Here is a 25,448-nt window from a genome sequence, read left to right as displayed (position 1 = left end):
CTCATCTTAGAATGGAGAGCTTCCTGCTCGTTAGTTTGCGATAAAATGTGAAAGGCCTCCGATGCAGATGCATGGAGGCCTCATTTTTTGCGGGGAAACGGATACAGCTTTAAAATAAAAAGTCCCTGATGATCATCAGAGACTTGCCGGAATCATTTTAATTTTTCAAGAATACTTTTTCCAGACATGCGTGTTCTGTGCGAATCGCTGTATGTTTTACGCAAGCTGCGTGTTCCCATACGATCTTTTAATTTTGGGTAAACGATTGGAGCGATAATAGCACCGTACTTGATTAATTTCTTCAAATTCATCTTTTGTCATCTCCGTTCTAAAAATGTTCATTTACATTATCGTACCCTTTTTAAGCCAGTTCAAACATTACGCTCATTATAACATATATTTCTTTTTTTCTGTAAAATTGAAACAAATTGAGGTTATATATGGTAATATAAAGAAGGTATGAAATGAAACAGGAGGTATCCATTTGAAAAAGATCTTTTCGGTATTTTTAGCGTCAATTCTTTTTTTTGCAGCATTTTTGACTCCTTCTGCAGGCGCAGCGACAGTAAAAGGGGATTATGTTGCACTTGGTGATTCGATTGCAGCAGGACAAACGCCATACAAGGAAATCGGCAGGGGCTATGCAGATATGATTGAAGCCAAGCTTTCTGAACAAGGTGCACTTGGCTCATTCACAAAAGAATATGCAACGTCCGGTGATGTGAGCGGAACATTAGTTGAGAAGTTAAAGCGGACAGATGTGAAAGCTGCTGTTCAGCAGGCTGAACTTGTTACAATTTCCATAGGTGCTAACGATCTTTTAAACCTTGTCAAATCTGGAAACTTAAATCTAGGAACTGCCTCAGCGACGTTAGATCAGATAAAAACAAACCTTGCTAGTAGTATTCGGACGATTCAATCATTGAATCCGAATGCGAAAGTATATGTTTTTGGATATTATTTTCCTTATCCGCATATGGAAGAAGGAGAGCAAAAGTCAAACTATCAGCTAGCCTTTTCCATATTTAATGGGGGATTAAAAACAACGACTGAGTCCACAGGTGCTGTTTTTGTTGAAGTCGATTCTTATTTTAAACCAGAGTCAGAGTATCTGCCAAATAAAGCCGATGTTCATCCGAATGAAGCTGGCTACAAAGTGTTTGCGGACCAATTTTTCAACGTATGGAGTGGTTTCACGACAACACCAGATCTAGAAAAACCGGCAGATCCGTTTAGCGACATTAATAAGCTAGGTTCACAGGCGCGCATTGCCATTATGAAACTAGCAGAAGCAGGCATTATTAACGGGAAAGCAGATGGCACATTTGCCCCGCAAAGCAATATTACCCGCGCAGAAACAGCGATTATTTTAGCAAGAGCATTAAACGTGAACGGAGCGGCGAAAAATCCCGGTTTCTCTGACGTTTCTCAAGGAATGAAATCGTACACTGCGATTGCACAATTGACGGAAAAAGGTGTGTTTGCAAAAGCGCCGAGATTCAATCCAGATCAACCACTCACTCGCGCACAAATGGCCCGTGTTCTCGTGCAGTCATTTCACTTTAAAGCAGGAGTGCCATCCAAATTCAATGATGTACCGGGCACCCACTGGGCAAAAGAAGAAATCGACGCTGTTTTCTCAAATGGTGTCATGACCGGTGGAACAAACTTTATGTTTTACCCGGAAAACAGCATCACCCGTGCTGAATTTGCGATGTCTGTTTATAACATTTGGCTTCAATATCAATCAAAATCAGCCGCATCATAAGAACAAAAATCCGCAAAGAGTGCTCTTTGCGGATTTTTGTTCTGTACATTATGAACACAATATGTTAGCATTTGAAAAGTATGAAAACACAATATATAGTATGCGATGAAAAGCAGGTACCAGTAATGGTGTAAAAGGGAATCCGGTTAAATACCGGAGCTGTCCCCGCAACTGTAAGTGCAGACGAATGCCAAGCCACTGTGAAAACGGGAAGGCGGTAGGAGGACGACGCACGAGCCAGGAGACCTGCCTGTTTTTCAGAAAGCGACACTTTCTTCGGGGGTTGAGAGGTGGAAGCGGCGGATTCCGTTTGTTTCCTCATTTTACCCATTCAGAGCGATAGCTCAGCCGAAGTGGCTGCATCTATCGCTCTTTTTATTTTGTATAAAACAGGAGGAATAATATGACAATCACAATCATTCCAGAAATTGAACAGATGCTGACCCATTTAACAGACGAATTTGGCCAGGAAAAAATCGGACCGCTTCTCCGTGTTAGCGAACGATGGACAGCCAAGCATCCGGGATATAGTGCTTCTGAGTGGACCAAAGCGATGGTACTTGAATCACTCAGCTTTTTGGATGAAGAAGAGCCGTATTGGACATTCGTTGCTGCACGTATCCATCTGGAACAATCGTATCGAGAGCAAGCGGACAAGCGTAAGACTTCAGCCGAAGGAGTTTACAAAGAGTTCGCATCGCATGTTCAAATTCTAACGGAGAAAGGCTTATACGATCCCCGTTTAACGATCGCTTACACAACGAATGAACTTGAAAAAATTGGTCGATTATTGCAGCCAAAGCGCGATCAACTATTTACATATATCGGATTAAAAATGCTGATGGACCGCTATGTCGCACGTGATTTTGATAAAACACCGGCTGAACTTCCGCAGGAGCGCTGGCTTATTATTGCGATGACACTGATGCAAAATGAAAGGGAAAATCGTTTAGAAAAAATTGCGGAATCATACTGGGCAATGAGTAACTTATATATGACAGTTGCCACACCCACCTTATCTAACGCCGGTAAACCGTACGGACAGTTGTCGAGCTGCTTTATCGATACAGTCGATGATAGTTTGCAAGGGATTTACGACAGCAATACAGATGTAGCAACCTTATCGAAATATGGCGGCGGCATCGGTGTGTACATGGGCAAAGTGCGGAGCCGCGGTTCTTCTATCCGTGGATTTAAAGGCGCATCAAGCGGTGTCATGCCTTGGATTAAACAGTTGAATAATACAGCGGTCAGCGTCGATCAGCTCGGCCAGCGCCAAGGCGCGGTTGCGGTTTATTTGGACGTTTGGCATAAAGATATTTTTCCATTTTTAGATTTAAAATTAAACAATGGTGATGAACGTCTCCGTGCCCATGATATTTTTACAGGGATCAGCCTGCCGGATGTATTTATGGAACAAGTCGATGCGCGCGGCGAGTGGCATTTATTTGACCCACATGAAGTACGTACGGTGATGGGTTTTTCACTGGAAGATTACTATGATGAAAAACGCGGTCAAGGATCGTTCCGTACGAAATATGAGCAATGTGTAAATGAGGAGCGGTTATCGCGTGAAACCGTTCAGGCGATTGATATTATGAAACGTATTATGCGTTCACAGCTTGAAACAGGCGTCCCCTTTATGTTTTACCGCGATGAAGTCAATCGCCGCAACGCAAACAAACATGAAGGTATGATTTACTCAAGTAATTTGTGTACTGAAATCGCCCAGAATACGAGTGCGACAGTATTTGAATCGATTCAGCTTGAAGATGATGTCGTTGTGACACGCAAAAAGCCTGGTGACTTCGTGGTGTGTAATTTGTCGTCGATTAACCTTGGCAGAGCAGTACCTGCAGATGTTTTGGATCGTTTGATCAAAATACAAGTTCGGATGCTTGATAACGTAATTGACTTAAATATGATTCCAGTTCCGCAGGCGGAGCGGACGAACAGCCGTTACCGCGGTATCGGGCTTGGCACTTTCGGATGGCATCATCTTTTGGCGCTGAAAGGCATTCGCTGGGAAGCGGATGAAGCGGTCGAATATGCTGATTCACTTTATGAAAATATTGCGCATTTGACGATTGAGGCATCGATGGAACTGGCGAAAGAAAAAGGCGCGTATCCGTTGTTTGCCGGCTCCGATTGGGAAACAGGGGCTTATTTTGATGCGCGTGGCTACGAAGGTTCAAAATGGAATGAACTTCGCGCGAATGTGCGGGAAAATGGGATGCGAAACGGCTATTTAATGGCAGTTGCACCAAATTCGTCGACATCGATTATTGCAGGAAGCACGGCGAGCATTGATCCAATATTCCAGAAGAGTTATTCGGAAGAAAAGAAAGATTACAAAATTCCGGTGACGGTTCCAGATTTGAATTCTGAGACGACATGGTACTACAAGTCTGCGTACTTTATCGACCAGCAGTGGACGCTCCGTCAAAATGCGGCGCGCCAGCGTCATATCGATCAAGGTGTGTCACTCAATTTGTACGTTCAAAATACAATTAAGGCGAAAGAATTGCTTGATTTGCATTTAGCAGCATGGAAAAACGGGTTGAAGACGACGTATTACGTTCGTTCCACATCGGTTGAGCTGCTTGAATGCGAGTCGTGCTCGAGTTAAGGAGGATATTGTTATGACAATGATGGAAAAGCGTAAATTAATGGATAAAGACGCACCGAACCGTTCGACGGCGATTGTGAACGGTCGGTCGTCAAACGTGTTGAACTGGGACGATGTAAAATTTGACTGGGCGTATCCAAAATACAAGCGGATGCTTGGGAATTTCTGGACACCGTTTGAGATTAACATGGGGACGGATGTGAAGCAGTTTCCAGGATTAACGGATTCTGAGCGGGAAGCGTTTTTGAAAACGATTGGACTGCTGGCACTGCTTGATAGTATTCAGACGGATTATGCGGGGAAAGTAGCCGATTATTTAACGGATTCCAGCTTGCAGGCGTTGATGATTATTTTGGCGCAGCAAGAGGTGATTCATAATCATAGCTATTCATACGTTTTGTCGAGCTTGGTGCCAAAATCGGAGCAAGATCGTGTGTTTGACTATTGGAGAAGTGAGCCTGTGCTTGAAAAGCGCAACGATTTTGTCATGAAAGGATACGAATCGTTCGTGGAACAGCCGACTGTGGAAAATATGCTTGAGTCGATTGTATATGATGTGATTTTGGAAGGGTTATTCTTTTATTCGGGATTTGCGTTCTTTTATCATTTGGCGCGTCACCAAAAAATGGTGGCAACGAGTACGATGATCAATTATATTAACCGTGACGAGCAGCTTCATGTTGATTTATTTGTGAAAATTTATCGTGAATTGCTGACGGAATATCCAGAGCTTGATACGGAGGAACGTGCAGCTGACGTGGAGGCGATTTTTCGAGAAGCAGCGGCGCTTGAAGTGGAATGGGCACGCGAAGTGATCGGGGACAAGATTGATGGTCTCGATGTGGAAGATGTGGAGGCGTACATTTATTTTTACACGAACGTTCGCTGTAGTCAGCTTGGCTACGATAAACCATTCCCGGATTACCGTAAAAATCCATTGAAATGGATCAAAGCGTACGAAGACGTTGATCTCGGCAAGACGGATTTCTTTGAACAGCGGTCGCGCCAGTACGTAAAGGTAAACGTCCAAGACAACGGATTCGACGAACTTTAATGAAACAGACCGGCTAGCCTTTTAAGGAAGCCGGTTTTTGATAGGGAAATAAGTGCGAAATGATTACTTTTTCAACAAAATAAAAATGCAGGAAGTCTGACTGCCCACATTTTTTATTTTGGCTGAAATACTTTCGCTGCTTTTCGTTTGTTCCAATATTTTTTAATGAACGGATACATAATCGGTCCATATTTAATTCCCATTTTCACGAGGTTTTTCAATGATCCACTTGAACGTGCCATTCTGTTACTCACCTTTCAGTTTATAGTGTTATTTCAAGTGTACCCGACACGATGAATTGTTAAACATCACCGCGGGAAAGCTGATATAATGAAGAACCATGAGAATTTTTAGAAAGGGTGTGCGTGTATGACGCTTGAAGCGGGGACAATAGTTACATTAACAGTGAAAAATGAACAGGAGTACGGTTGGTTTTTAATGGACGAAGAGGAAAATGCGGTTCTTTTGCATCGTAGTGAAGTGAGAGAGGGATTTAATCCGGACGAGCCGGTTGACGTGTTTCTTTATCAAGATCATAGTGGGCGCCTGGCGGCAACGATGGATAAACCGCTGATGACGCTTGGCGAATATGCGTGGACGGAAGTCGTTGGAGAGGAAGTGAATCACCTCGGCGTATTTGTTTCAATCGGCATTTCAAAAGATGCGCTCGTGTCTGAGGATGATTTACCTTATAAATATGAAGTGCGGCCGATCGAAGGCGATAAACTATATTGCACACTGAAACTTGATAAAAATGGACGGCTGTTTGCGAAACCGGCAACAGAAGAAACGATTTGGGATATCGCCAAAAGGGCAAACAAAACAGATTTAAACAGAAGTTTTACCGGTATCGTGTACCGGACCGGAAAAGCGGGTTCGTGGATTATAACAGATGAACAACACCGGGCCTTTCTGCACCCGACAGAGCGCGAAGACGAGCCACGTGTTGGACAGACGGTAGAAGGCCGTATTATCGATGTGCATGATGACGGTTCGATAAACGTATCATTGCTCGGCCGCCGTCATGAACGCCAACTGGAAGATTCAGAGAAAGTATATGAATACTTAATGAGCCGCAGCGGGAAAATGCCGTACTCCGATAAAAGTCTGCCTGAAGAAATTGAGAAGCGTTTCGGTTTGAGCAAAGGGGCATTTAAACGTGCGCTTGGCAAGCTAATGAAAGAAGGCAAAGCCTATCAGGAAGATGGCTGGACATACGAGGGAACGAAACCGACAAGTGAATCGTAAACAAAAAAAGGTATCAGGATAATCCGGATACCTTTTTGCCTTATTCGTGATCGTTTGATAGTTTTAATTTGTGAATGAGAGCAAAAAAAAGGCTCAATAAAATAGCAATCACTGTAGCAAGTGCCATCCCTTTTAGCTGCAAGTACCCCCAAGTAAATGTAGCACCAGATAAACCGATTACAAGCACAACGGTTGTTAAAATCATATTTGTTGTTTTTGAATAATCGACTTTTGATTCAACGAGCATCCGTAAACCAGAAACGGCGATAATGCCGAACAGAAGTAATGAAATGCCACCCATCACGGCCGTTGGAATCGTTGAAATAAGTGCGGCTAGTTTGCCGAAAAATGATAAGAAAACTGCCATCACGGCTGCGCCGCCGATGACCCACGTTGAATACACTTTCGTCAAAGCTAGAACACCGATATTTTCGCCGTATGTCGTATTCGGCGTTGACCCGACAAAACCGGATAACACGGTTGAAATACCATTCCCGAACAAAGAAACACCGAGACCTGGTTTTTTCATTAAATCACGATCGACAATGTTTTGTGTGACGACGAGGTGCCCAATATGTTCAGCAATGACGACAAGAGCAGCGGGAACAATGATGACGATGCTCGTCCAGTCAAATTCAGGCCGGTAAAAGTCCGGTAAAGCGAACCATTTGGCATCGCGTACTGGCTGTAAGTCCACCATGCCAAAGAAGGCCGCAATCACATACCCAGACATAATCCCAATTAAGATCGGGATGATTTTCAAAAAACCACGGAACATAACGTTGCCGATAATCGTAATAGCGAGCGTCAGCATCGAGACAATCATCGTATGACGGTCTGGTGACCAGTCTGTTGCACCATCTGGTGAGATGATGCCGGCCATTCCTGCTGCAACAGGAATGAGCTCAAGCCCAATAACAGCTACGATTGCGCCCATTGCAGCGGGTGGAAAGACAACATCAATCCAGCCGATGCCGGCCACTTTAATAATACCGGAAACAATCATAAAGATGACCCCGACAACGATAAAACCCCCGAGGGCCTGATTGTAGCTTCCATTCGACATGACTAAAAAGACCGGTGACAAAAAAGCAAAGCTGGAACCGAGATATGCTGGAATTTGTCCTTTACAAAGGAAGATATAAAGGAGTGTACCTACTCCGTTCATTAATAAAATGGTTGCGGGGTTCACACCTAACAAAACCGGAACGAGAACCGTTGACCCGAACATGGCGAATAAATGCTGAAGACTGAGCGGGATCAATATCGGGATCGACGGCCGTTCATCAATTTGATACGTACGCAAAAAAATACCTCCTACTTAAATAACATATAAACCGTAGCCATTATACTTTAAAAAAAATCATCTTGCCACACGAAAAAACAGAACCCAAATGGAGTTCTGTTTTGATTCATCCTCCTGCTTTCTGCATCAATAGCAGCTCATGAAGGTCAATCTCATCAATAATACCGTCTAAATTGACATCTTCTGTAACATCATGTACATCAATCACCCCATCATCATTTATATCTTTAATAAATGGGATCATCTCATCTTCAACAGGTGTTTCTTCTAAAGGAACCTCGTCAATAGGCGAACTTTCAAAGGGCACTTCTTCTATACCTTCATCATCTTGTTCTATGAAAGGGAGCTCTTTTTCTTCATAAAGTTCTTCGTTATAAGGAAATTCTTCCACAGTTTCATCTTCGTACATTTTTTCTTCATATTCCCAGCCTTCTGGAATGTCATAAAAGTCATACTCAGCATCATCGCTGTACTCACCACCGTCAAAATACACATTGTCATCCCAATATTCTTCAAAAAATAACAATCCGTCTGTCGTATAAAATAGTTTATTCACTTCTGTTTCTGAAAGAGGAGAACGGCTCCACTCCATCAGCAGATGGCTCACATCTTTAAATGGAATGCTAAATCCTATTGCATCTTGAGAAGTCAATTTAACTGAATTAATAGCTAAAACGCGGCCTGTCTTTTTGGAAACGAGCGGCCCGCCACTGCTACCAGGTGCAATGGCAGCGGATGTTTGATAAATATTATCGTATGAATGAGGGTCCAGAACAAAACTACGATCGACACCAGTAATGTAGCCAAATGTTGCTGTATTTTCAAGAGCGAGCGGGCTGCCAAATGCGATCACTTCTTCCCCGACTTCCGCTTTCGTACTTGTTTCTAGATTAAGTGGAGCCCGGCCTACAAAATCCACAACATGAATAAGTGCAATATCAGTTTCAGTGGAGTAGCCGATCACGGTTCCATCATGTTCCTTCCCATCGATGTCTTTCACTGTTACATATACACTGCCTTCAACAACGTGTGCATTTGTCGCCACATCGCCTTGATCATTAATCAAAAAACCAGAACCTTGACCGTAATCGCTGAAGATGGTATAGACCTTTTTCTGTGTGACGGCGACGATGTCAGTTAGTGATTGCTGATCTTTAGATGAGATTTCAGAAGGCGGTGCTACAGTTTTTCGTACAGAAACAGGTGCTGAATTTTCCTCACCACTGGACGTTTGCATCGTAGTTTGTGTGTCCCTCATTTCGAGTAAGTAATAAATGATCCCGCCAAATGCTAAAATAAAAGCAATGCACATGAAACCGATCAATTTCACAAATGAAAATTTCCTCCTTTTTTTTGAACCGCATCCCGGACAAAATCGGGTACGGCTACTTATTTCAGCACCGCATGTTGAACAGTACAAAAAAATCACTCCAATCGAACTATTTTATTTTCATTATATACCATTTATTTCGATTTGAAATGACAAAAAAAGCTGTCCTATATAAAGGTTTCAACAAGTATTGGTATATTCAGTACGGCCTAAATCGTCAAAGTTTTTTCACTGTATACAGACTATTTTATCCCGCATTAACGGGCAGTAAGATCCCCGCTTCAAGACTACGAAAAGAAAAGAAGGATAAGCGGAACGCAGAATAAGATCGTCACGTCCTGTGACAACGTCTGCATGAGAACCTAACCCCGACTGAATGAAGTTTCACTTTATATAAATTATGGAAATTGTAAGGATAAAAGATATCCTTAGACTAAAAAGCGAATGAAAAAATGAAAAATTAACAAAATGTTCGTAAATAAAAACAGCGTTTGAAACAGGCAATGTAAGCGGAAACAATGATGGTTTCATTGAAAAGATAGGTGAACTGCCCTTGATATGTGCGCCGTGTTATTTTATAATTCGGATATCAATAAAGTACAAAAAAGTACAAATTTTTTAAATACCTAAAAATAACACGAATAAAGGAGAAAAATGATGACACGAGTGTATAATTTCTCAGCCGGTCCTTCTATGCTGCCTCTTGAGGTACTGGAAAAAGCGCAATCAGAGCTTACAAATTACGCAGGTTCAGGCATGTCTGTTATGGAACTGAGCCACCGTTCAAAATGGTTTACAGATATCATTGAAACAGCGGAAGCGGTTCTTCGCAAGTTGATGAACATTCCGGATAACTACAAAGTGTTATTTCTTCAAGGTGGCGCATCCCAGCAGTTTGCGATGATCCCAATGAATTTGTTTGCAGGCAGTAAAAAAGCGGATTATGTGGATACAGGATCATGGTCGAAAAAAGCGATTCAAGAAGCGCAAAAGTATGGAGAAGTTCGCGTCATTGCCTCTTCAAAAGATAAAAATTATAGTTACATTCCAGAAATTACAGCGGATATGATTGACGCAGAAGCGGATTATGTACATATTACGACAAATAATACAATTGAAGGAACGGTTTTTAACCATATTCCGGACACAGGAAATGTACCGCTCGTAGCGGACATGTCATCAAATATTTTGTCGGAAGAAATTGACGTCTCGAAATTTGGTCTTATTTATGCCGGTGCGCAAAAAAATATCGGTCCGGCCGGTTTAACAATCGTCATTATTCGTGAAGATTTAATCGGTAAAGCAGGAAAATCTGTTCCGGTTATGCTTGATTACAAAACACATTCAGAAAGCGGATCGCTTTACAACACACCGCCGACATTTGGTGTGTATGTAGCGAAGCTCGTTTTTGAATGGCTGGAAGAGCGCGGCGGTATTGCAGCGATGGAAAAAATCAATCGTGATAAAGCGGCTCTTTTATACGATTACTTAGAAACATCTGCATTCTTTCGTTCACCTGTACAAAAAGAAGACCGTTCACTCATGAACATTCCATTTGTATCTCCGAGCGATGAACTCGATGCATTATTCGTGAAAGAAGCGAAGGCAGTCGGTCTTGAGACATTAAAAGGTCACCGTTCTGTCGGCGGTATGCGTGCAAGTGTGTACAATGCGATGCCAGTTGCTGGTGTAGAGGCGCTCGTTGCATTTATGAAAAAATTCGAACAGACTCATTCAACAGAAGAAGGGAAGTAAAAACGTGTATACGATTAAAACAATGAATAATATTGCGGATGTTGGTCTAAATGTATTTGAAAATGCTGATAACTTTCAAGTGAACGATGAAACGAATAGCCCAGATGGTCTTTTACTTCGCAGTGCCAATTTGCATGACACAGTACTTGATCGAAATGTAAAAGCAATCGCTCGCGCCGGTGCAGGTGTGAACAACATCCCGGTTCAAGAATGTACAGAGCGCGGAGTCGTCGTGTTCAATACGCCAGGTGCAAATGCAAACGCCGTGAAAGAATTAATTTTAACAACGATCATGGCTGTTTCCCGTAATTTATTTGACGGTGTAAGCTGGACGAAAGAATTAAAAGGACAAGGCGATGAGATTCCGAAACTTGTGGAAGCAGGCAAAAAGCAATTTGTCGGCCGCGAAGTAAAAGGAAAGACACTTGGTGTTATCGGTCTCGGTCATATCGGCGCACTCGTTGCGAACAATGCGTTAGACCTTGATATGGATGTCATCGGGTTTGATCCATTCATTTCTGTTGATACAGCATGGAACTTATCACGCAATGTACAGCGTGCTTTAACGATTGAACAGCTATTTGCAGCAAGTGATTATATTACAGTTCACGTGCCGCTTACAGAAGATACACGAGGCATGTTTAATAAAGAAGCGTTTAAAACAATGAAAAATGGTGCGTGTATTTTGAACTTCTCCCGCGGCGAGCTCGTCAATGAAGAGGATATGCGTGCGGCGCTTGATAGCGGAAAAGTGGGCAAATACATCACAGATTTCCCGAATGAAAATGTATTGGGCATGAAAAATGTCATTCCAATCCCGCATCTAGGTGCATCAACAGCTGAGTCAGAAGAAAACTGTGCGTTGATGGCTGCTATTCAGATGAAAAATTATCTAGAAACCGGCAACATTAAAAACTCAGTCAACTTCGGTAACGTTGAAATTCCGTTCACAGGAAAACGCCGTGTATCCGTTGCACACAAAAATGTACCAAATATGGTTGGTCAAATTACAGGTGTATTGTCTGAGTACAGCTTGAACATTGCGGACATGGTCAACCGCAGTAAAGGTGATTACGCGTATACACTGATTGACATCGATAACCAAGTAAATGGTGAAGTTGTCCCTAGTTTAACGGAAAAATTATTAAATGTTCCAGGCGTTATTTTAGCCCGTATTATTTAATAAAATAAACGGTCCTGAATTTATTTTCAGGGCTGTTTTTTTATGCGTAAAATGGTAAGAAAAATATTCAAAATAATGAAAAAAGATGAAACTAATTTTCGTTTTTAGATGTATGATAGAAAGAAGATTAAGAGAATGGGGGATTCATCGTGAACAATTGGAAAAAGATGATGGCCGCAGCCGTCAGTGCCGCGCTCATCATACCGGGAACCGTACTTGCTGAAACACCGGCTGAACAAAAAGAAGCGCAGTATAAAGCCGCACAGCAAGATCAGAAAATGACCGATTCACAGACACTCGTTATTAAATATTCAAAAGCGCTACCAAAAAGTGTACATAAAAAGGCCGGTGTCGCAATCATCAAACGTCTGCCGTCCCTTGGGTATGATGTCGTTCACATTCCCAAATCAAAAAAATTAAGTGATGTGCTCGATGTCTATAAAACGCGTTCTGAAATTGTCGCGATGACACCGAGTGTGCAATATAAACGATTGGCTGCCACATCGGATCCGAAAAAAAGCAAAATGGATCACCTAGCCCTTTTAAATATGGACAAGGCACTTCAATATGCCGGTAAAAATGATGTAACGATAGCCGTTGTGGACGGCGGTGTTGATTATAAGCACCCTGAGTTAAAAGCAAATTTACTTGCGCCATACAATGCGGTTAAGCCAGCTCGAAATCCGGTCCGTGATTTGCATGGGACGCACGTTGCCGGCATTATTGCGTCTGTAAAAGATAACGGGCTCGGAGGTCACGGTGTATTCCCAAATGCAAAAATCTTGCCAGTTGATGTTTTCAATGGAAGTATAGGCGCAAATGATTACACGATTGCAGACGGCATCGTTTATTCCGTTGATAAGGGAGCCGATGTCATTAATTTAAGTCTTGGTGACTATATGCCATCCCCGCTCATCCAGGAAGCGGTTCAATATGCCATTGATTCAGGTACCGTTGTCGTTGCAGCAGCGGGGAATGCGTCAACAGATACATCTATGTATCCGGCAGCATACCCTGGCGTGATCAGCGTCGGCAATGTGGATGGAGGCAAAAAGCTGTCTGACAGTTCCAACTACGGCGCATCGGTTGATGTGGTGGCACCAGGTGAAAATATTTACAGCACAGCTTATGGCTCAGAATCAGGGTCCAAATTTGACCGCTTGACCGGTACGTCAATGGCCTCGCCAATGGTGGCTGCGACAGCCGGTTTATTGAAATCGAAATACCCTGAATTAACGGCTTTTGAGATTGAATATATTTTAGAAAAGACGGCGACCGATCTTGGTGAAAAAGGGTATGATTTAACGTATGGTAACGGGTTAATCAATCCGCTTAACGCGTTGACTTTTGATATAAGCCAACTGCCGGCTCGTCCTGAAGAATCGGGAGAAGAATTACTTCAAACAGCGGAAGAAGTCATATCGGGTAAACAAACATTTACAGGTTCGTTTACATCACCGGGCGCGATGCACTGGTATAAGGTGAATCTTGCAGAAGGTGAGCATGTCCAGACTGTGCTGAATGGAAGTCACCGCTACGATTATGCGATGGAGTTATATTTTGCACCGGAAAATGGGGAACTGGAATATGTACGCGATGTAGATGCAACACGTGTAGGTAAACAAGAAGGTAACTTATATACAGCAGCCGAATTAGGTACATTGTTAATAGGTGTAAAAGATTCAAACGGCAATTACAGTGAATCTGGTAAGTCATCTTTCACATTGATGGCGGAAAAAGTAGAACCCATTACACCAGACGCGACTTCGGAAGAAAACCCAATTACAATTACATCACTGCCATTTGTGAAACATGATTTCACCATGTATACAAATGAAGAAGAAGCACCGGATACAGATTATTTTACACTGTCTGTGGAGGAGCCGAAATTGTTGTCTGTCTCGATTTCAGGACTGCCAGGTGTCGATTCTGCGGTATCGGCTTCCATAATAGAAGAAAGTGAAGAGGAAAGAGGCTATTACGAAATTGCGTATACAAACAATGGTGCCACTAATGAAGGGGAGACATTGTCATTCCAGGCTGTACCGGGAGTCGATTACCATATTAATGTAACGAATGCCACATTCAGCAATGATTTATTTGGGGGATCGCTGCTTGACTTATTATCGATGGATATTGATGAGATGAATGGAGGGGCATATCGTTCATCTGCTTATCCGTATACGATGAATGTGGAAGAACGTGAAATACCGGCCGACGAAGATGGATTGCCGAAAGAAGATACGCTTGAAGATGCTCTATTAAATAAAAAGATTTCGCCAAGTGAATATGGTGAAATAAAAGAAGATTCATTGATCAATGAAAAGGAAGGTGAAGACAATTATGATGCCATCATAATGGAAAAAGCTCTACCTTACACAATCGGTCAAGATAAAAGTGGTTATTTCCAGATGGAATATGATGAAGATTATTACCGTTTAACGCCTTCAGTGGACGGCATTTATCAATTTTCGATTAATGAAGGAAACAGTCAGCTTGCATCGATGACGTTCATGGAATATGACGAAGAGACAAAGTCACTTGTACCTGTGTACGACAGCGGCGGCGAAATGGGCTTAATGATGGGTTTACTTGATGGAAAGGGCCGTTCACCAGAACTAAATATTGCCTTGAAAAAAGGAACGACATACGTTATCCAGTTGACGAATAACTTATATAATATTTCAGTAGATCCATATGTGCTTAAGTCGAAAAAAGTCGCAAACGTACCGGCAGAAATGGATAATGATCAAAACGTGCCGGAAGAAGGGCTAGACATTAAGGCTGGGAAATCATATAAAAACTACTTCGTGCAAGCTGGTGATATCGATTATTACTACTTTATGAATAATGGAAAAGCACGCGTTCATACACTTGATATTACATCGTCTGCGCTTACAGCTATTCAAAAAGTAAGCATTCCATATGAACTGCGTCAAGAACATATTTTCAGCGGTGCAATTGTGGAAGACACGAATGGAGATAAGGTAATGGATCCAGATGAAATGAGACAGGCTGCTGTCTTCGGTCCCGATCTACTCTCATTTATTATTGAACCGGAAGTGAATACGTCATTTGCGGCGAAAGAAGAGACAGGATATTTTATAGAAGTTAATTCATTCCTGCCAACCGGCCCAAGCTTGCAACCGTATGAAATAAAAGTCGGGGCGACGTTTAATCAGTTTGCTGACGGTGATGCGAAAGTCGTCAATCATGTACCGACGAAGCCACTTCCGCTGAAAACAGTGAACGGCAAATATGGGGCGCGCGGGTACTTTAACGCGGGCGTTCCATTCGGTGATACAGATCACTTCTTACTAAACATGATGAAAGAAGGGACGGTTTCGCTTTCTCTCACAGCCGGACAAAACTTGGATGGCGTTGTGGAAGTGTATAATGAAAAAGGAAAACTCGTCGCCGCGTTTGACCGCTATGGTCAGAACGACGAAGAAATCGGTACACTAAAGCTCGCGAAAGGGAAGTATTTTATCGAACTAAGTGAAGCAAACGGTACAGCTTCTACTGCACCGTATGAATTAATTGTGAAAAAGTAAAAAGCAGCCGCTGATCACCCGTTGATTAGCGGCTTTTTTGTCAATTTTTTTGAAAGAATGATAGATAAGAAGGGAAAGAATAAAAAATACGCATTCTGCTAGCAATGAAGGCAGAATGCGTATGGATTATGATAAAACACCTATTAATATATATTTCATTTTATCTGTACGGGATAAATCATTAAACGTCTTCTTTTTTACATGAGCTGCATGAATCGGTGTAATGAACGGACCGCCTTTCATCACTAATTCATGTGGGTGAACGACGATCGCTTCGCCTGATTCAACACCGTCGGTTACTTGAAAAATACCATCGACGGTTAAGTCTGTTTCAATGAGGCGGCGTTCCAGTTTCCCTTGTGTGTTCATAATGACAACATATGTTTTTTTATTGCTTTTTAAAATGGATGTGCCGGGAATTGTGACCGCTTCAAGTGCTTCTGCCGTAATAACATTCACATTCGCTTTCAAACCAGGATACAGGTCAGAAGATTCAATACCGCTTAGCTGTGCTGAAAACGGATATAGACTTCGTCGTTTTACAGATGGTTCTTCTTCAGGGTATTGACTGACGGTAACAAGCGCTCCGTCAAACTGTTCGGCTGTTGTATCAACCGTTACTTCAACGCGTTGACTTGCTGCCGCTTTTTGTACTTGCTTTTCATCAAAAACACCTTCTACTGCTGGAACAGACGAGTTAATGATTAGAAGCGGATTGTTCAAGCTTGAATCCACTTTTTTTACATAGCCTTCATTCGTACTTTTAACAATCAAAGTACTTTTCTTCGCTTCATGCGAGGAAATTAGTTTGTCATATTTCTTTGTTTCTTCCTGCAGCTTTTGTTTCTCTGTTTCCTGCTGCAAAATTTCATTTTCAATCGTTGTGCTGGCGTCACCCGAGCTGATTATGGTCGTGTTGCTATCGTGATCGTTTGTACTATTTGTACTCGTTGAAGTCTGCCTGTTGCTTTCTTTACTCTCCGCTTGTGACAATAACACGCGCAACTGGCTTAATTGATTGTCGATGAGTGAAATATGCTGCTGCGTCTGTTCTTTTTCTGCCGTTAAACGGTCAATTTCTTCATCGATGTTTGTTGATGAATATTCAAACAATGAATCACCCGGTTGAATAGCATCGCCTTCTTTTACGAGCACTTGTTTGAGTGAACCGATACTTTCATCCAAGTAGATTGGATATTCATCGGATGGTACGACAACGCCTTCTGTTGAAAAGGATTGGACAACATCACCTGTGGATGCCCGGTCCCATTCATGCAGCCATTCTGTACGGTCTGCTTTGCTATCTTCTTTAAAAGTTAAATACAAGTTTCCCCCAATAATGATTGCGCCGGCCGCCAACCATACTTGTTTTCTTATTTTTTTCAATGTGTTCTAGTCACCACTTTCAACATAATCGGGCAAGGAGACCCCCTCAAGGAACGTAGTGGATAGGTGGGGGAGGAATTGCTTGCCCTTATGTATTTTCTTTTATTTGATATTGCCAATTCCCGTTATGTCGAATGAAAGTAAGGCTTTTTATCGGTTGTTGTTTATGCGTTTTTCCTTTGATCACGATATATTCCCCGTCTATTGACTTGACGTAACAAGCGGTTTTACCTGTGAATCCGCTGATAAATCCGCGTTTTCCACAAGCAGTTCTGACCTCGTCATTCAGGTGAAAACCATTGGATTCTTTCGTGTTTTTCTCGTTTCGTTTTTGTGTGATGTTTTTTGCTTTTCGTCCTTTTCGAGCCGTTGCTTCGTGTAGTGAGCGTTTTTTCTTTCGAAATTGTTTAATCAGGAAGCGTTCGTTCGGATTCAATTTGATGGTTTCGATCCCCGTCATGGCAATGGCATCGTTATAGTGTGTTTTGTCCAATCCCAATACTTTACGGTGCGGCGTTGTGACACTTCCGTAGGTGATGTGAGCATCAGGATAACGCTTGGATATTCGAATGCGTAAGCTGTTCATAAAAGGCGGTTCCTTGTACGTTTTGGTTTTCTTTTTCTTGATCATCCACTCCCAAAAGATTTCTCCTTTTTGGTGGTTTTCAGGCGTGTGACAGTCTGTACAGACGGTTATGAGGTTATCCGCACGGTTGCTTCCTCCGTGGCTTCGATAAATAACGTGGTGCGTGTTAAAAATCTTGTTTTTCTTTTTACAGACCTGACACGTGTATTGATCGCGGGCTAACACGAAATAACGCGCATCGTAATACCCAAAGGCTTCCCCTTCTTGATAATCTTTACCTTTAATATCGGGATTCATCATTTTTTGAACGTCAAATTTACCCACTTCGATGTGCAGCCGACAATTGGGCAGCAAGGATTGATAACGATCGATCCAAAAAAACGTATTCGTTATTCGGCTTTGAATGCTCGGTGGCAGCCATCCTTTTAGTCGAGGAGATTCGAATGTGAGTTTCTTCTTCATCCACTTTTTCTTTTTGAGATCATATATCCGTTTCGTTTTATACTTGAATTTGCAACGTCTATATCGTGTTTTACGATTCCGTCTGCTTTTTCGATACGTTTTTCGTGTTTCCAGTAAAGACTTTATATCTTGACGCAGTTCGATTTCACCTTTGGTCAATACTTTTTCGCCAGATGTAACGGCAACACCCACATGCTTTGAACCTACATCAACACCCAGGTTGTTTTCTTGTACGGTTTCACCTGTTGCGATCGTGAGTTGAATCGTAAATGGCCGATACTGAATAATTCGGGCTTTCTTTTCTTTGAGCAACATTCTTGATTTACGTGGAGAACACGGCATAAGCGGTTCTCCGCGTTGGTTTTTGACAAATACGCGCACGTTTTGTCCTCCTTGGAGTGATTTTCCCTTCGCCCATGTTGGTTCGCTTTATGCACCAGGTTGACCGCACTTTCCCAATCAGCGTTTTTACAGAGCCTGAACGGCAGAGGTACTAGGGAATCATACCAAGCCGTATTCGCACCTGCACAACATCATGCAAGCCCGCTAGAGGCGGTCCCAACGTAGTCATCAAAGACTAAGGCTAGACAACCAGGACTTTTTCAAGACCCCACTTTAAAGCCTGTTAGGGATTAAGTGGTGGGTAGTTGACTTAAAACAAATTCTCGACATGAATGGATGTGAATAAGGTCGATAAAATCCAGAATGCGAGGCCCGTTAAGAAGACTATGAGAAAAACGAAGCGGGCTCCTTTCGCTTCAGAGGTGCGTAGGAAGCGATACTGGATCACGAGAATCCATACTTGGAAAATCGTAATAAAGCTAAAGAAACGGATGGCAATGATATTCTCCGTTGCATATTGGGCGACAACACCAAGTGAGAAAGGAGAGGAATCGCGCGGGATGGAGAAAAACACGTTCCATGCAATTAAAAGTGCATATTCAATTAAATAAATGGTTAAGACGATACATTGCAAGGCGACTAATTTTTTAAATTCAATTTCAAGAAATGTCCAGAATAATAATGCCGGAATGAAAATAAAAAACAACGGAAATAACAGCCCCCATAGAACGGAGCCCGCTGCAAAAAGCACTTTTAGCCATTCATATGTAGACGTATCGGATTCGGCCATATAAGTGGAAACACTTTCACTTTGTATGCCGAGATAACCGGCAAGCAGGGATAAGAGAACACTGCCTAAAAGTAACAGTGAAAATTTTGTCCATAAACCGCGAATTTTCTCGGCTTGAGATAGCTGATAAAGTTGATCGGTAGAGCGAAACAGCCCTTTAAAAAGCTGAAGCCGGTAAGCCATCTTAAAATCTCCCATCAAATAGAGTAAGCAAAACAAATATCAATCTATATTATATACAACTATGAACACATGAACCAATATAAATCATGCTAACTGGTATATTTTAAAAATATCAGAATTATTGTTCAATTGAAATATTAATGTAACAAAACGAACATCCTAGTGTAATAGTCTTGAAATAGTAGAGTGCTACAATTGGTACAATGTTACAACTACTAGGGGGTAAATTATTCGTGAAAAAAATGGCAATGTCAATTATAGCTGCATTGATGATCTTCTCAGCTTCTGCGGCTCAAGCAATGGCCGCTACTCACACCGTTCAAAAGGGAGACACACTGTATAAAATTTCAAATCAATATAAAACAACAGTTGATCAAGTGAAGAAATGGAATCACTTATCTTCTAATCTTATTAAAATTGGTCAGAAGCTGACAATTGGTGAAACAGCGGCAGCAACAAGTGCGAAAGCTCCAGCCGAAGAAAATAAAACAACTAATGCAGTAAAAGAAATTACGGTTAAAGCGACAGCCTATACAGCTTATTGCAGAGGATGTTCAGGCATTACTGCAACAGGCATTAACTTAAAGAAAAACCCGAATGCGAAAGTAATCGCTGTTGATCCGAACATCATTCCACTCGGTACGAAAGTGTATGTAGAAGGATACGGGGAAGCCGTTGCTGGTGACAAAGGCGGCGCGATTAAAGGAAATAAAATTGATGTTCATATGCCAACGTCTCAAAAGGCAAAAAACTGGGGCGTTCGCACAGTGAAAGTGCAAATTTTAAAATAAGATTTTTGGAAGGAGACTGATTACAAGTCTCCTTTTTTATTTGCAAAAACGCGGCATATTTCAATTATATGACAGATTCGACATAAACGCTCGCTTGTAACAGTTATGTCACATTCATACATCTAACCGTAATCTCCTTTTAAAATCATTACGCTCCTAAGCGTGATACAATGAGTCTCGTTAGCGGAAGACGCAGTAGAGCGTTGAGCGCTTTTATATATAAAAGGAACAAGAACTAATAGTGTGCGACGGTCTTGTCGCAACTAATGTCTTTATGCCCCATCTTATGTGGGCTTTGTAGTCGTCCCTATAGTCACGGAGAGGTACTAGCTTTAACCAAATTCTTGCGTACGCATGCCCGTTATGCCGGCAGGAACAATCCAGGAGGTTTTCCTATGATGAAGAAACAAATCATGGCACTTGCAGCAACGACAGTAATTGGTGGGAGCCTATTCGGCACCGCTGCATTAGCTAGCACATATACAATACAGCCAGGCGATACACTCTGGAGCATTTCACAAAAGAATGGTACAACAGTAGATCAATTGAAAGCGGCCAACGGTCTCTCGTCCGACATGATCTATGCAGGCGATACTATTTCAACAACAGGTTCAACGTCAGCTTCTTCTAACAACGGTACATATACAGTTAAAGCAGGCGATACATTATTTAAAATTGCATCAGCACATGGCATTTCAGTGAATTCATTAAAATCAATCAATGGTCTCTCGTCTAATATGATTTACCCAGGTGACGTTCTTTCCACGAGAGGAAATGGAAGTGCAGCACCGACGGCTGCAGCTTCAGCACCAGTGGCACAAGCGAAGCAGGCAGCACCTGTTCAAACAACAACTGCACCACAAGGCAATACAATCGCCATGAAAGCAACAGCCTATACAGCTGATTGCGCGGGCTGTTCAGGGATTACAGCGACAGGCATCGATCTTCGCAATGACCGCAGCAAAAAAGTCGTCGCGGTTGACCCGAATGTGATTCCATTAGGTTCACGTGTATACGTTGAAGGATATGGGGAAGCGATTGCAGGCGATACTGGCGGCGCGATCAAAGGAAATAGAATTGACCTTCACGTAGCAACAACAGATGCAGCAAACAGCTGGGGTGTACGTACTGTAAACGTCACAATTTTGAACTAACAAAATCATAGTGAAAGAGCCTTCCCTAGCAGGGAAGGATTTTTTTTGTTATGCACATTCATCGATTTTTAGGCAATTGATGTATATAATAATAGAAAGAAGAAATGAGGAATGACATTGAAACGCTATAAACATTTGGCGCAAAGTGTACAGTTTCGGAGGAAAAAAGGGATGTGGAAACCGAGTATGCATGACGGACGGCTGCTATATGAAGGCGAAGGGCGAAGTGCTGTCGTGTACCGCATTCAAGGAACGAACAAAGCGTTAAAAGTCTTCTATCCGGACAAAGTGTATATTGCAAAAGAAGAAGCTGAAATTTATCGATTATTATCCGGTTTGCCAAACTACCCGGAACTTCATGAATCGGGCGAGATGTATATTGTCATTGACTGGATCGATGGGAAAACATTATTTCAATGTTTGGAAGAAGGAATTGCTATTTCAGAAGAACTTGTTCAGGAAGCAGATCTAGCACTGCAAGCTGCGCGAAAAAGAGGGTTGAATCCATCTGATGTTCATTTGCGAAATATTATGATCACACGAGAGGGAAGAATAGCGCTTATTGATGTCGCTAGGTTCCGTCAGACGAAAGATTGCGTGAACTGGGAAGATATTAAACATGCATATACTCAATTTTATACGAAGCCATTCTTTCCGAAGCGAATGCCGAAGTGGCTGCTTAATATGATCGGTATCATGTATAAAAAACGGCTTCTGCCTGTTCATCGAAAAAAAACCGAGATCATTCAACACCTTTAAACAACCGCAGAGACGAATGTGTCACTGCGGCTGGTCGTTACGAACTATTATCGTTTTTGAGTGCGTATTTCACGCTGGCTGCCAGTACATCAGCACCGATTTTAATAATACGTCGGTCAAATGTCATATTCGGATGATGAAGACCTGGAACAAGATCCGAACCAAGGCCCATCATGGCAGCTTTAATATGAGGGCGTTTAATGGTATAAAAGTGAAAATCATCACTTCCTGGTGTGATGAGCGGTTCAGCAAGTGCTTCACTTCCCGCTACTTCGATAATTCCTTTGCGCAAAAAGGCTTCTGCATCTTTTGATACTTCTGCTGCCGGCGTGAAATCCATCCATTCATAATCAATCTTCACTTCATAAAGCATACTAATTTGTTCAATTTTATGTTCAACGGCTTTTTGAAGTTCTAACAAAATCTTATTCCGCTGTGCACGTACGTCCAGCCCAAACTTACCGGATCCAGGAATGATATTTAAACTTTGTCCGCCCGCTTCCAGACGTGTCATTTTCGCTGAGTACGGTTCAAAAGGTGAAAAGTTGATTGTATTCATCTGGCGGCTGAGTGAAGACAGTACTTCAATGGCATTCACACCTTGATATGGCCGGGCACCGTGTGCATCATCTCCGATTACTTTTCCATTTAAAAATGCCACCGCACCGTGATAAACAGATGGCGTGATTTTCCCAAATGGGACTTCTTCAATCGGCCGCAGATGCATACCGAATAAATAATCGACATCATCCACGACACCTTTATTGACCATTTTTAAGGCGCCGGTGCCTGTCTCTTCAGCGGGTTGGAAAATAAAACGAACCGTCCCCTCTGTGACTTCTTCTTTTAATTTCAACAACGCTCCAATAACAATTGACATATGAGCATCATGCCCGCACGAATGATTGGCACGGAACTTCCCGTTTACTTGTTGCCAGAGCGCATCAATATCTGCGCGTACAGCGACAACAGGAGATCCGGAGCCGATTTCGGCAATGAGTCCGGTGCAGTCATCAAATGTGTATGAACGAATATCTTCACTTTGTAACAATCGCGAAATATAAGCCGTCGTTTCGATTTCCTTCCAGCTTATTTCTGGATGTGCATGCAAATGTTCGAAAATCTCAAGCAGTCTATTTTCAAATAATATGTCCGTTTGAGCCATCAGCAAGCCCTCCCCCCGGTAATTCTTTCTCTATAGTATAAGCCAAAACAACACATTTGGCTTGGGAAATGACTGAAAATCCTTATCTTTTTCCTTTTAATAAGATAAAACTAATAAATACAGCTGGTAAAGCGATGATCGCCATGCCTAAAAATGCCAGCTGTGGATAAATTTCGTATAAATATCCTGCTCCAAATGTTAAGATGGCCACGCTTAGTCCCATGCCAAAAGAGGAATATACACCTTGAGCAGCCGGAATTTCTGATGAATCGAATTCTTCATATAATAACCGGATAAAAGCGTAATGAGCGAGCCCGAATGTTAACGCATGAAATAATTGAGCGAATAGGTAAACGGCAACGGACGGAAATAAAAACATGAGTGTCCACCGAACAACAGCGGCGATCGCCGCAATGAAAAACATCATGGGAACACTTGTATGACGTAAAAAGCGATCGGCTACGTTAAAAAAGAGAATTTCAGCCGCAACCGCAATATTTAAAATGACACCGATCCAGATACTGTCTACACTAAGATGCTGCAAGTATAGAACACCATAATTGTAGTAGGCGGCATGAGCACCTTGAATTAAGACGCAAATGATAAGCGCTGTCATAAATCGTTTTGAGCGAAATAGACGCCGAAATGGAACACGTCGCAAGTCGCCGCGTTCACGGAGTGCAGGCGGTGTATAATAAAATGCTGTGGCAATCATAAACAGCGTACTGGCAATCAAAATATACAAAATGGCGGAATCAGTAAAAAAAGCAGTTGCGATACCGATGAAGAGTACGGCGGCTATGTAGCCGATCGACCCCCATGAACGGCTTTTTCCGTAATGGATGCGGTCTGTTTTCATTAACAGTGCACTCATGCTGTCCGCCATTGGCATGATAATCGGATAAATAAAGTTGAATAAAATCATGACCGTGAGGAGCGTTACATATCCAGAAGCTGGAATGAATAGCATCGCTGTTAAAGCGGTCATGATGGTGAACCATTTTAACAGCAGACCTGCTGAATATTTTGCACTGAGTACCGGATAGGCAAAAAAAGTGGAAACAGCTCTGACAAGAAATCCGATTGCAATGAGCGAAGAGGCAGCTTCAACGGTCATCTCTTTTTCAGAAATAAGCCATGCGTTCCAATAGGGCATGAAAACACCCCATGAAAAGTAAAAAGCGAAATAGGTGATCGAGAGCCAAAACTGTGCTTTATAAATCATATCATCTTCCTTTATCCCGCATTAACGGGCAGTAAGACCCCTGCTTCAAAACATCGAAAAGAAAAGAAGGAGAAGCGGGGGATCAACTGCCCGTAAAAGCCCGATTGGTTCAACTAACATTCAGTGGGGGATGAAAACCCCCCACTGAATGAAGTTTCACTTTATCCCGCATTAACGGGCAGTAAGACCCCCGCTTCAAAACATCGAAAAGAAAAGAAGGATAAGCGGGGGATCAACTGCCCGTAAAAGCCCGATTGGTTCAACTAACATTCAGTGGGGGATGAAAAAACCCCCACTGAATGAAGTTTCACTTTATTCCACATTAACGGGCAGTAAACCCCTATCTTTGGACGTTTCACTACTTGCCATTATAGCGGAAAATAAGCAATACGCGGGCACAAAATGAAAAAACAGTCCTGACATATATCGTCAGAACGGTTTCTTATTGAACAGATAAATGGGCTTAAATCATCGAAGCGATCGCTTTTGCATGCTTTTCCCGCTCTTTTTTGTTCATATTTGATAGGCGGTATAATTCCCGCTTTAGCAGCGGATATTCATCAAACAATTGCTCGGAAAAATCATTTCTTTTTCAAAAATATTGTTTCTCTGTTCGTGAATAGAGATCAGTTGATCATTATTTTTTTCAAATAAAGAATCGATTAAAGTGGGTTGCAGTATTTGATCCCGCATTAACGGGCAGTAAGACCCTCGCTTCAAGACATCGAAAAGAAAAGAAGGATAAGCGGGGGATCAACTGCCCGTAAAAGCCCGATTG

Annotated in this window: 19 protein-coding genes, 1 pseudogene and 1 riboswitch; of the genes and pseudogenes, 10 read left to right on the top strand and 10 right to left on the bottom strand. The window is 42.2% G+C overall.

The window, feature by feature from the left end; genetic code table 11:
- Positions 1-152 precede the first annotated feature (152 nt).
- Positions 153-311, bottom strand: a complete 159-nt coding sequence (locus tag BLL40_RS17415; protein WP_159434221.1) for a hypothetical protein — start codon at positions 309-311, stop codon at positions 153-155.
- A gap of 173 nt (positions 312-484) precedes the next feature.
- Here BLL40_RS17415 and BLL40_RS10910 point away from each other — a divergent pair, with 173 nt between their 5' ends.
- The 3 genes from BLL40_RS10910 (at position 485) to BLL40_RS10900 (ending at position 5,451) form a co-directional block, all read left to right on the top strand.
- Positions 485-1,768, top strand: a complete 1,284-nt coding sequence (locus tag BLL40_RS10910; protein WP_073711929.1) for an S-layer homology domain-containing protein — start codon at positions 485-487, stop codon at positions 1,766-1,768.
- Positions 1,769-1,865: 97 nt separating this feature from the next.
- Positions 1,866-2,036, top strand: a riboswitch (cobalamin riboswitch).
- Between the two features lie 168 nt (positions 2,037-2,204).
- Complete coding sequence (locus BLL40_RS10905) at positions 2,205-4,397, top strand: ribonucleoside-diphosphate reductase subunit alpha (protein ID WP_425429415.1); 2,193 nt, start codon at positions 2,205-2,207, stop codon at positions 4,395-4,397.
- Positions 4,398-4,410: 13 nt separating this feature from the next.
- Positions 4,411-5,451 carry a ribonucleotide-diphosphate reductase subunit beta gene (locus tag BLL40_RS10900; protein ID WP_073711927.1) on the top strand — a complete coding sequence of 347 codons (1,041 nt, stop codon included), beginning with the start codon at positions 4,411-4,413 and terminating at the stop codon, positions 5,449-5,451.
- A 113-nt stretch (positions 5,452-5,564) separates the two neighbouring features.
- On the opposite strand, the gene BLL40_RS18045 is transcribed toward BLL40_RS10900, so the two are convergent.
- Complete coding sequence (locus tag BLL40_RS18045) at positions 5,565-5,693, bottom strand: hypothetical protein (RefSeq protein WP_281247255.1); 129 nt, start codon at positions 5,691-5,693, stop codon at positions 5,565-5,567.
- A 127-nt stretch (positions 5,694-5,820) separates the two neighbouring features.
- Here BLL40_RS18045 and BLL40_RS10895 point away from each other — a divergent pair, with 127 nt between their 5' ends.
- On the top strand, positions 5,821-6,699 hold the full coding sequence (locus BLL40_RS10895) for a CvfB family protein (RefSeq protein WP_073711926.1): 879 nt from the start codon (positions 5,821-5,823) through the stop codon (positions 6,697-6,699).
- A 40-nt stretch (positions 6,700-6,739) separates the two neighbouring features.
- Here the strand turns inward: BLL40_RS10895 and uraA are convergent, their stop codons facing one another.
- The 3 genes and pseudogenes from uraA to BLL40_RS18235 all read right to left on the bottom strand — a co-directional run.
- Positions 6,740-8,005: a uracil permease gene (gene uraA / locus BLL40_RS10890; protein ID WP_083566493.1), complete on the bottom strand. Its 1,266-nt coding sequence runs from the start codon at positions 8,003-8,005 to the stop codon at positions 6,740-6,742.
- A gap of 106 nt (positions 8,006-8,111) precedes the next feature.
- The gene (locus BLL40_RS10885) at positions 8,112-9,335 is read right to left on the bottom strand and encodes a S1C family serine protease (RefSeq protein ID WP_073711924.1); all 1,224 of its coding nucleotides are present in this window, start codon (positions 9,333-9,335) and stop codon (positions 8,112-8,114) included.
- 27 nt (positions 9,336-9,362) lie between these two features.
- Positions 9,363-9,434 (bottom strand): annotated as a pseudogene (locus BLL40_RS18235) (zinc-ribbon domain-containing protein); the annotation flags it as partial.
- Positions 9,435-9,992: 558 nt separating this feature from the next.
- Here BLL40_RS18235 and serC point away from each other — a divergent pair.
- From serC to BLL40_RS10870, 3 genes are all read left to right on the top strand, one after another.
- Positions 9,993-11,090, top strand: coding sequence for a 3-phosphoserine/phosphohydroxythreonine transaminase (gene serC, locus BLL40_RS10880; RefSeq protein WP_073711923.1), 1,098 nt, complete (start codon positions 9,993-9,995; stop codon positions 11,088-11,090).
- A gap of 22 nt (positions 11,091-11,112) precedes the next feature.
- Positions 11,113-12,273, top strand: coding sequence for a phosphoglycerate dehydrogenase (locus BLL40_RS10875; RefSeq protein ID WP_073711984.1), 1,161 nt, complete (start codon positions 11,113-11,115; stop codon positions 12,271-12,273).
- Between the two features lie 149 nt (positions 12,274-12,422).
- On the top strand, positions 12,423-15,827 hold the full coding sequence (locus BLL40_RS10870) for a S8 family peptidase (RefSeq protein WP_083566492.1): 3,405 nt from the start codon (positions 12,423-12,425) through the stop codon (positions 15,825-15,827).
- 126 nt (positions 15,828-15,953) lie between these two features.
- On the opposite strand, the gene BLL40_RS10865 is transcribed toward BLL40_RS10870, so the two are convergent.
- The 3 genes from BLL40_RS10865 to BLL40_RS10855 all read right to left on the bottom strand — a co-directional run bounded on the left by BLL40_RS10865 (position 15,954) and on the right by BLL40_RS10855 (position 19,576).
- Positions 15,954-17,213 (bottom strand): efflux RND transporter periplasmic adaptor subunit, encoded by a 1,260-nt coding sequence (locus BLL40_RS10865; protein ID WP_073711922.1) that lies wholly within the window; start codon positions 17,211-17,213, stop codon positions 15,954-15,956.
- A gap of 88 nt (positions 17,214-17,301) precedes the next feature.
- The gene (iscB, locus tag BLL40_RS10860) at positions 17,302-18,642 is read right to left on the bottom strand and encodes an RNA-guided endonuclease IscB (RefSeq protein WP_073711921.1); all 1,341 of its coding nucleotides are present in this window, start codon (positions 18,640-18,642) and stop codon (positions 17,302-17,304) included.
- Positions 18,643-18,913: 271 nt separating this feature from the next.
- Positions 18,914-19,576, bottom strand: coding sequence for a hypothetical protein (locus tag BLL40_RS10855; RefSeq protein WP_073711920.1), 663 nt, complete (start codon positions 19,574-19,576; stop codon positions 18,914-18,916).
- A gap of 233 nt (positions 19,577-19,809) precedes the next feature.
- Here BLL40_RS10855 and BLL40_RS10850 point away from each other — a divergent pair, with 233 nt between their 5' ends.
- The 3 genes from BLL40_RS10850 (at position 19,810) to BLL40_RS10840 (ending at position 22,280) form a co-directional block, all read left to right on the top strand.
- Positions 19,810-20,367, top strand: a complete 558-nt coding sequence (locus BLL40_RS10850; protein ID WP_073711919.1) for a 3D domain-containing protein — start codon at positions 19,810-19,812, stop codon at positions 20,365-20,367.
- Between the two features lie 398 nt (positions 20,368-20,765).
- Positions 20,766-21,521 (top strand): LysM peptidoglycan-binding and 3D domain-containing protein, encoded by a 756-nt coding sequence (locus tag BLL40_RS10845; protein WP_073711982.1) that lies wholly within the window; start codon positions 20,766-20,768, stop codon positions 21,519-21,521.
- 171 nt (positions 21,522-21,692) lie between these two features.
- Positions 21,693-22,280, top strand: coding sequence for a protein kinase family protein (locus tag BLL40_RS10840; protein ID WP_245797936.1), 588 nt, complete (start codon positions 21,693-21,695; stop codon positions 22,278-22,280).
- Positions 22,281-22,317: 37 nt separating this feature from the next.
- On the opposite strand, the gene BLL40_RS10835 is transcribed toward BLL40_RS10840, so the two are convergent.
- Positions 22,318-23,445, bottom strand: a complete 1,128-nt coding sequence (locus BLL40_RS10835) for a M20 peptidase aminoacylase family protein (RefSeq protein ID WP_073711918.1) — start codon at positions 23,443-23,445, stop codon at positions 22,318-22,320.
- A gap of 82 nt (positions 23,446-23,527) precedes the next feature.
- The gene (locus BLL40_RS10830; RefSeq protein WP_073711917.1) at positions 23,528-24,670 is read right to left on the bottom strand and encodes an MFS transporter; all 1,143 of its coding nucleotides are present in this window, start codon (positions 24,668-24,670) and stop codon (positions 23,528-23,530) included.
- Positions 24,671-25,448 lie beyond the last annotated feature (778 nt).

It is taken from the genome of Domibacillus mangrovi (genome assembly GCF_001906925.1).
In the GTDB taxonomy this organism is placed as follows: domain Bacteria; phylum Bacillota; class Bacilli; order Bacillales; family Domibacillaceae; genus Domibacillus; species Domibacillus mangrovi.
The sequence above is the reverse complement of the archived record's forward strand: the minus strand, read 5'-3'. Positions and strand labels throughout refer to the sequence as shown.

Bases quoted from the DNA above. Each gene is read 5' to 3' on its own strand.
- serC (WP_073711923.1), top strand. From the start codon at position 9,993: ATGACACGAGTGTATAATTTCTCAGCCGGTCCTTCTATGCTGCCTCTT.
- BLL40_RS10900 (WP_073711927.1), top strand. From the start codon at position 4,411: ATGACAATGATGGAAAAGCGTAAATTAATGGATAAAGACGCACCGAAC.
- BLL40_RS10875 (WP_073711984.1), top strand. From the start codon at position 11,113: ATGAATAATATTGCGGATGTTGGTCTAAATGTATTTGAAAATGCTGAT.
- BLL40_RS10905 (WP_425429415.1), top strand. From the start codon at position 2,205: ATGCTGACCCATTTAACAGACGAATTTGGCCAGGAAAAAATCGGACCG.
- BLL40_RS17415 (WP_159434221.1), bottom strand. From the start codon at position 311: ATGAATTTGAAGAAATTAATCAAGTACGGTGCTATTATCGCTCCAATC.
- BLL40_RS10855 (WP_073711920.1), bottom strand. From the start codon at position 19,576: ATGGCTTACCGGCTTCAGCTTTTTAAAGGGCTGTTTCGCTCTACCGAT.
- BLL40_RS10835 (WP_073711918.1), bottom strand. From the start codon at position 23,445: ATGGCTCAAACGGACATATTATTTGAAAATAGACTGCTTGAGATTTTC.
- BLL40_RS10845 (WP_073711982.1), top strand. From the start codon at position 20,766: ATGAAGAAACAAATCATGGCACTTGCAGCAACGACAGTAATTGGTGGG.
- BLL40_RS18045 (WP_281247255.1), bottom strand. From the start codon at position 5,693: ATGGCACGTTCAAGTGGATCATTGAAAAACCTCGTGAAAATGGGAATT.
- BLL40_RS10840 (WP_245797936.1), top strand. From the start codon at position 21,693: ATGTGGAAACCGAGTATGCATGACGGACGGCTGCTATATGAAGGCGAA.
- BLL40_RS10895 (WP_073711926.1), top strand. From the start codon at position 5,821: ATGACGCTTGAAGCGGGGACAATAGTTACATTAACAGTGAAAAATGAA.
- BLL40_RS10830 (WP_073711917.1), bottom strand. From the start codon at position 24,670: ATGATTTATAAAGCACAGTTTTGGCTCTCGATCACCTATTTCGCTTTT.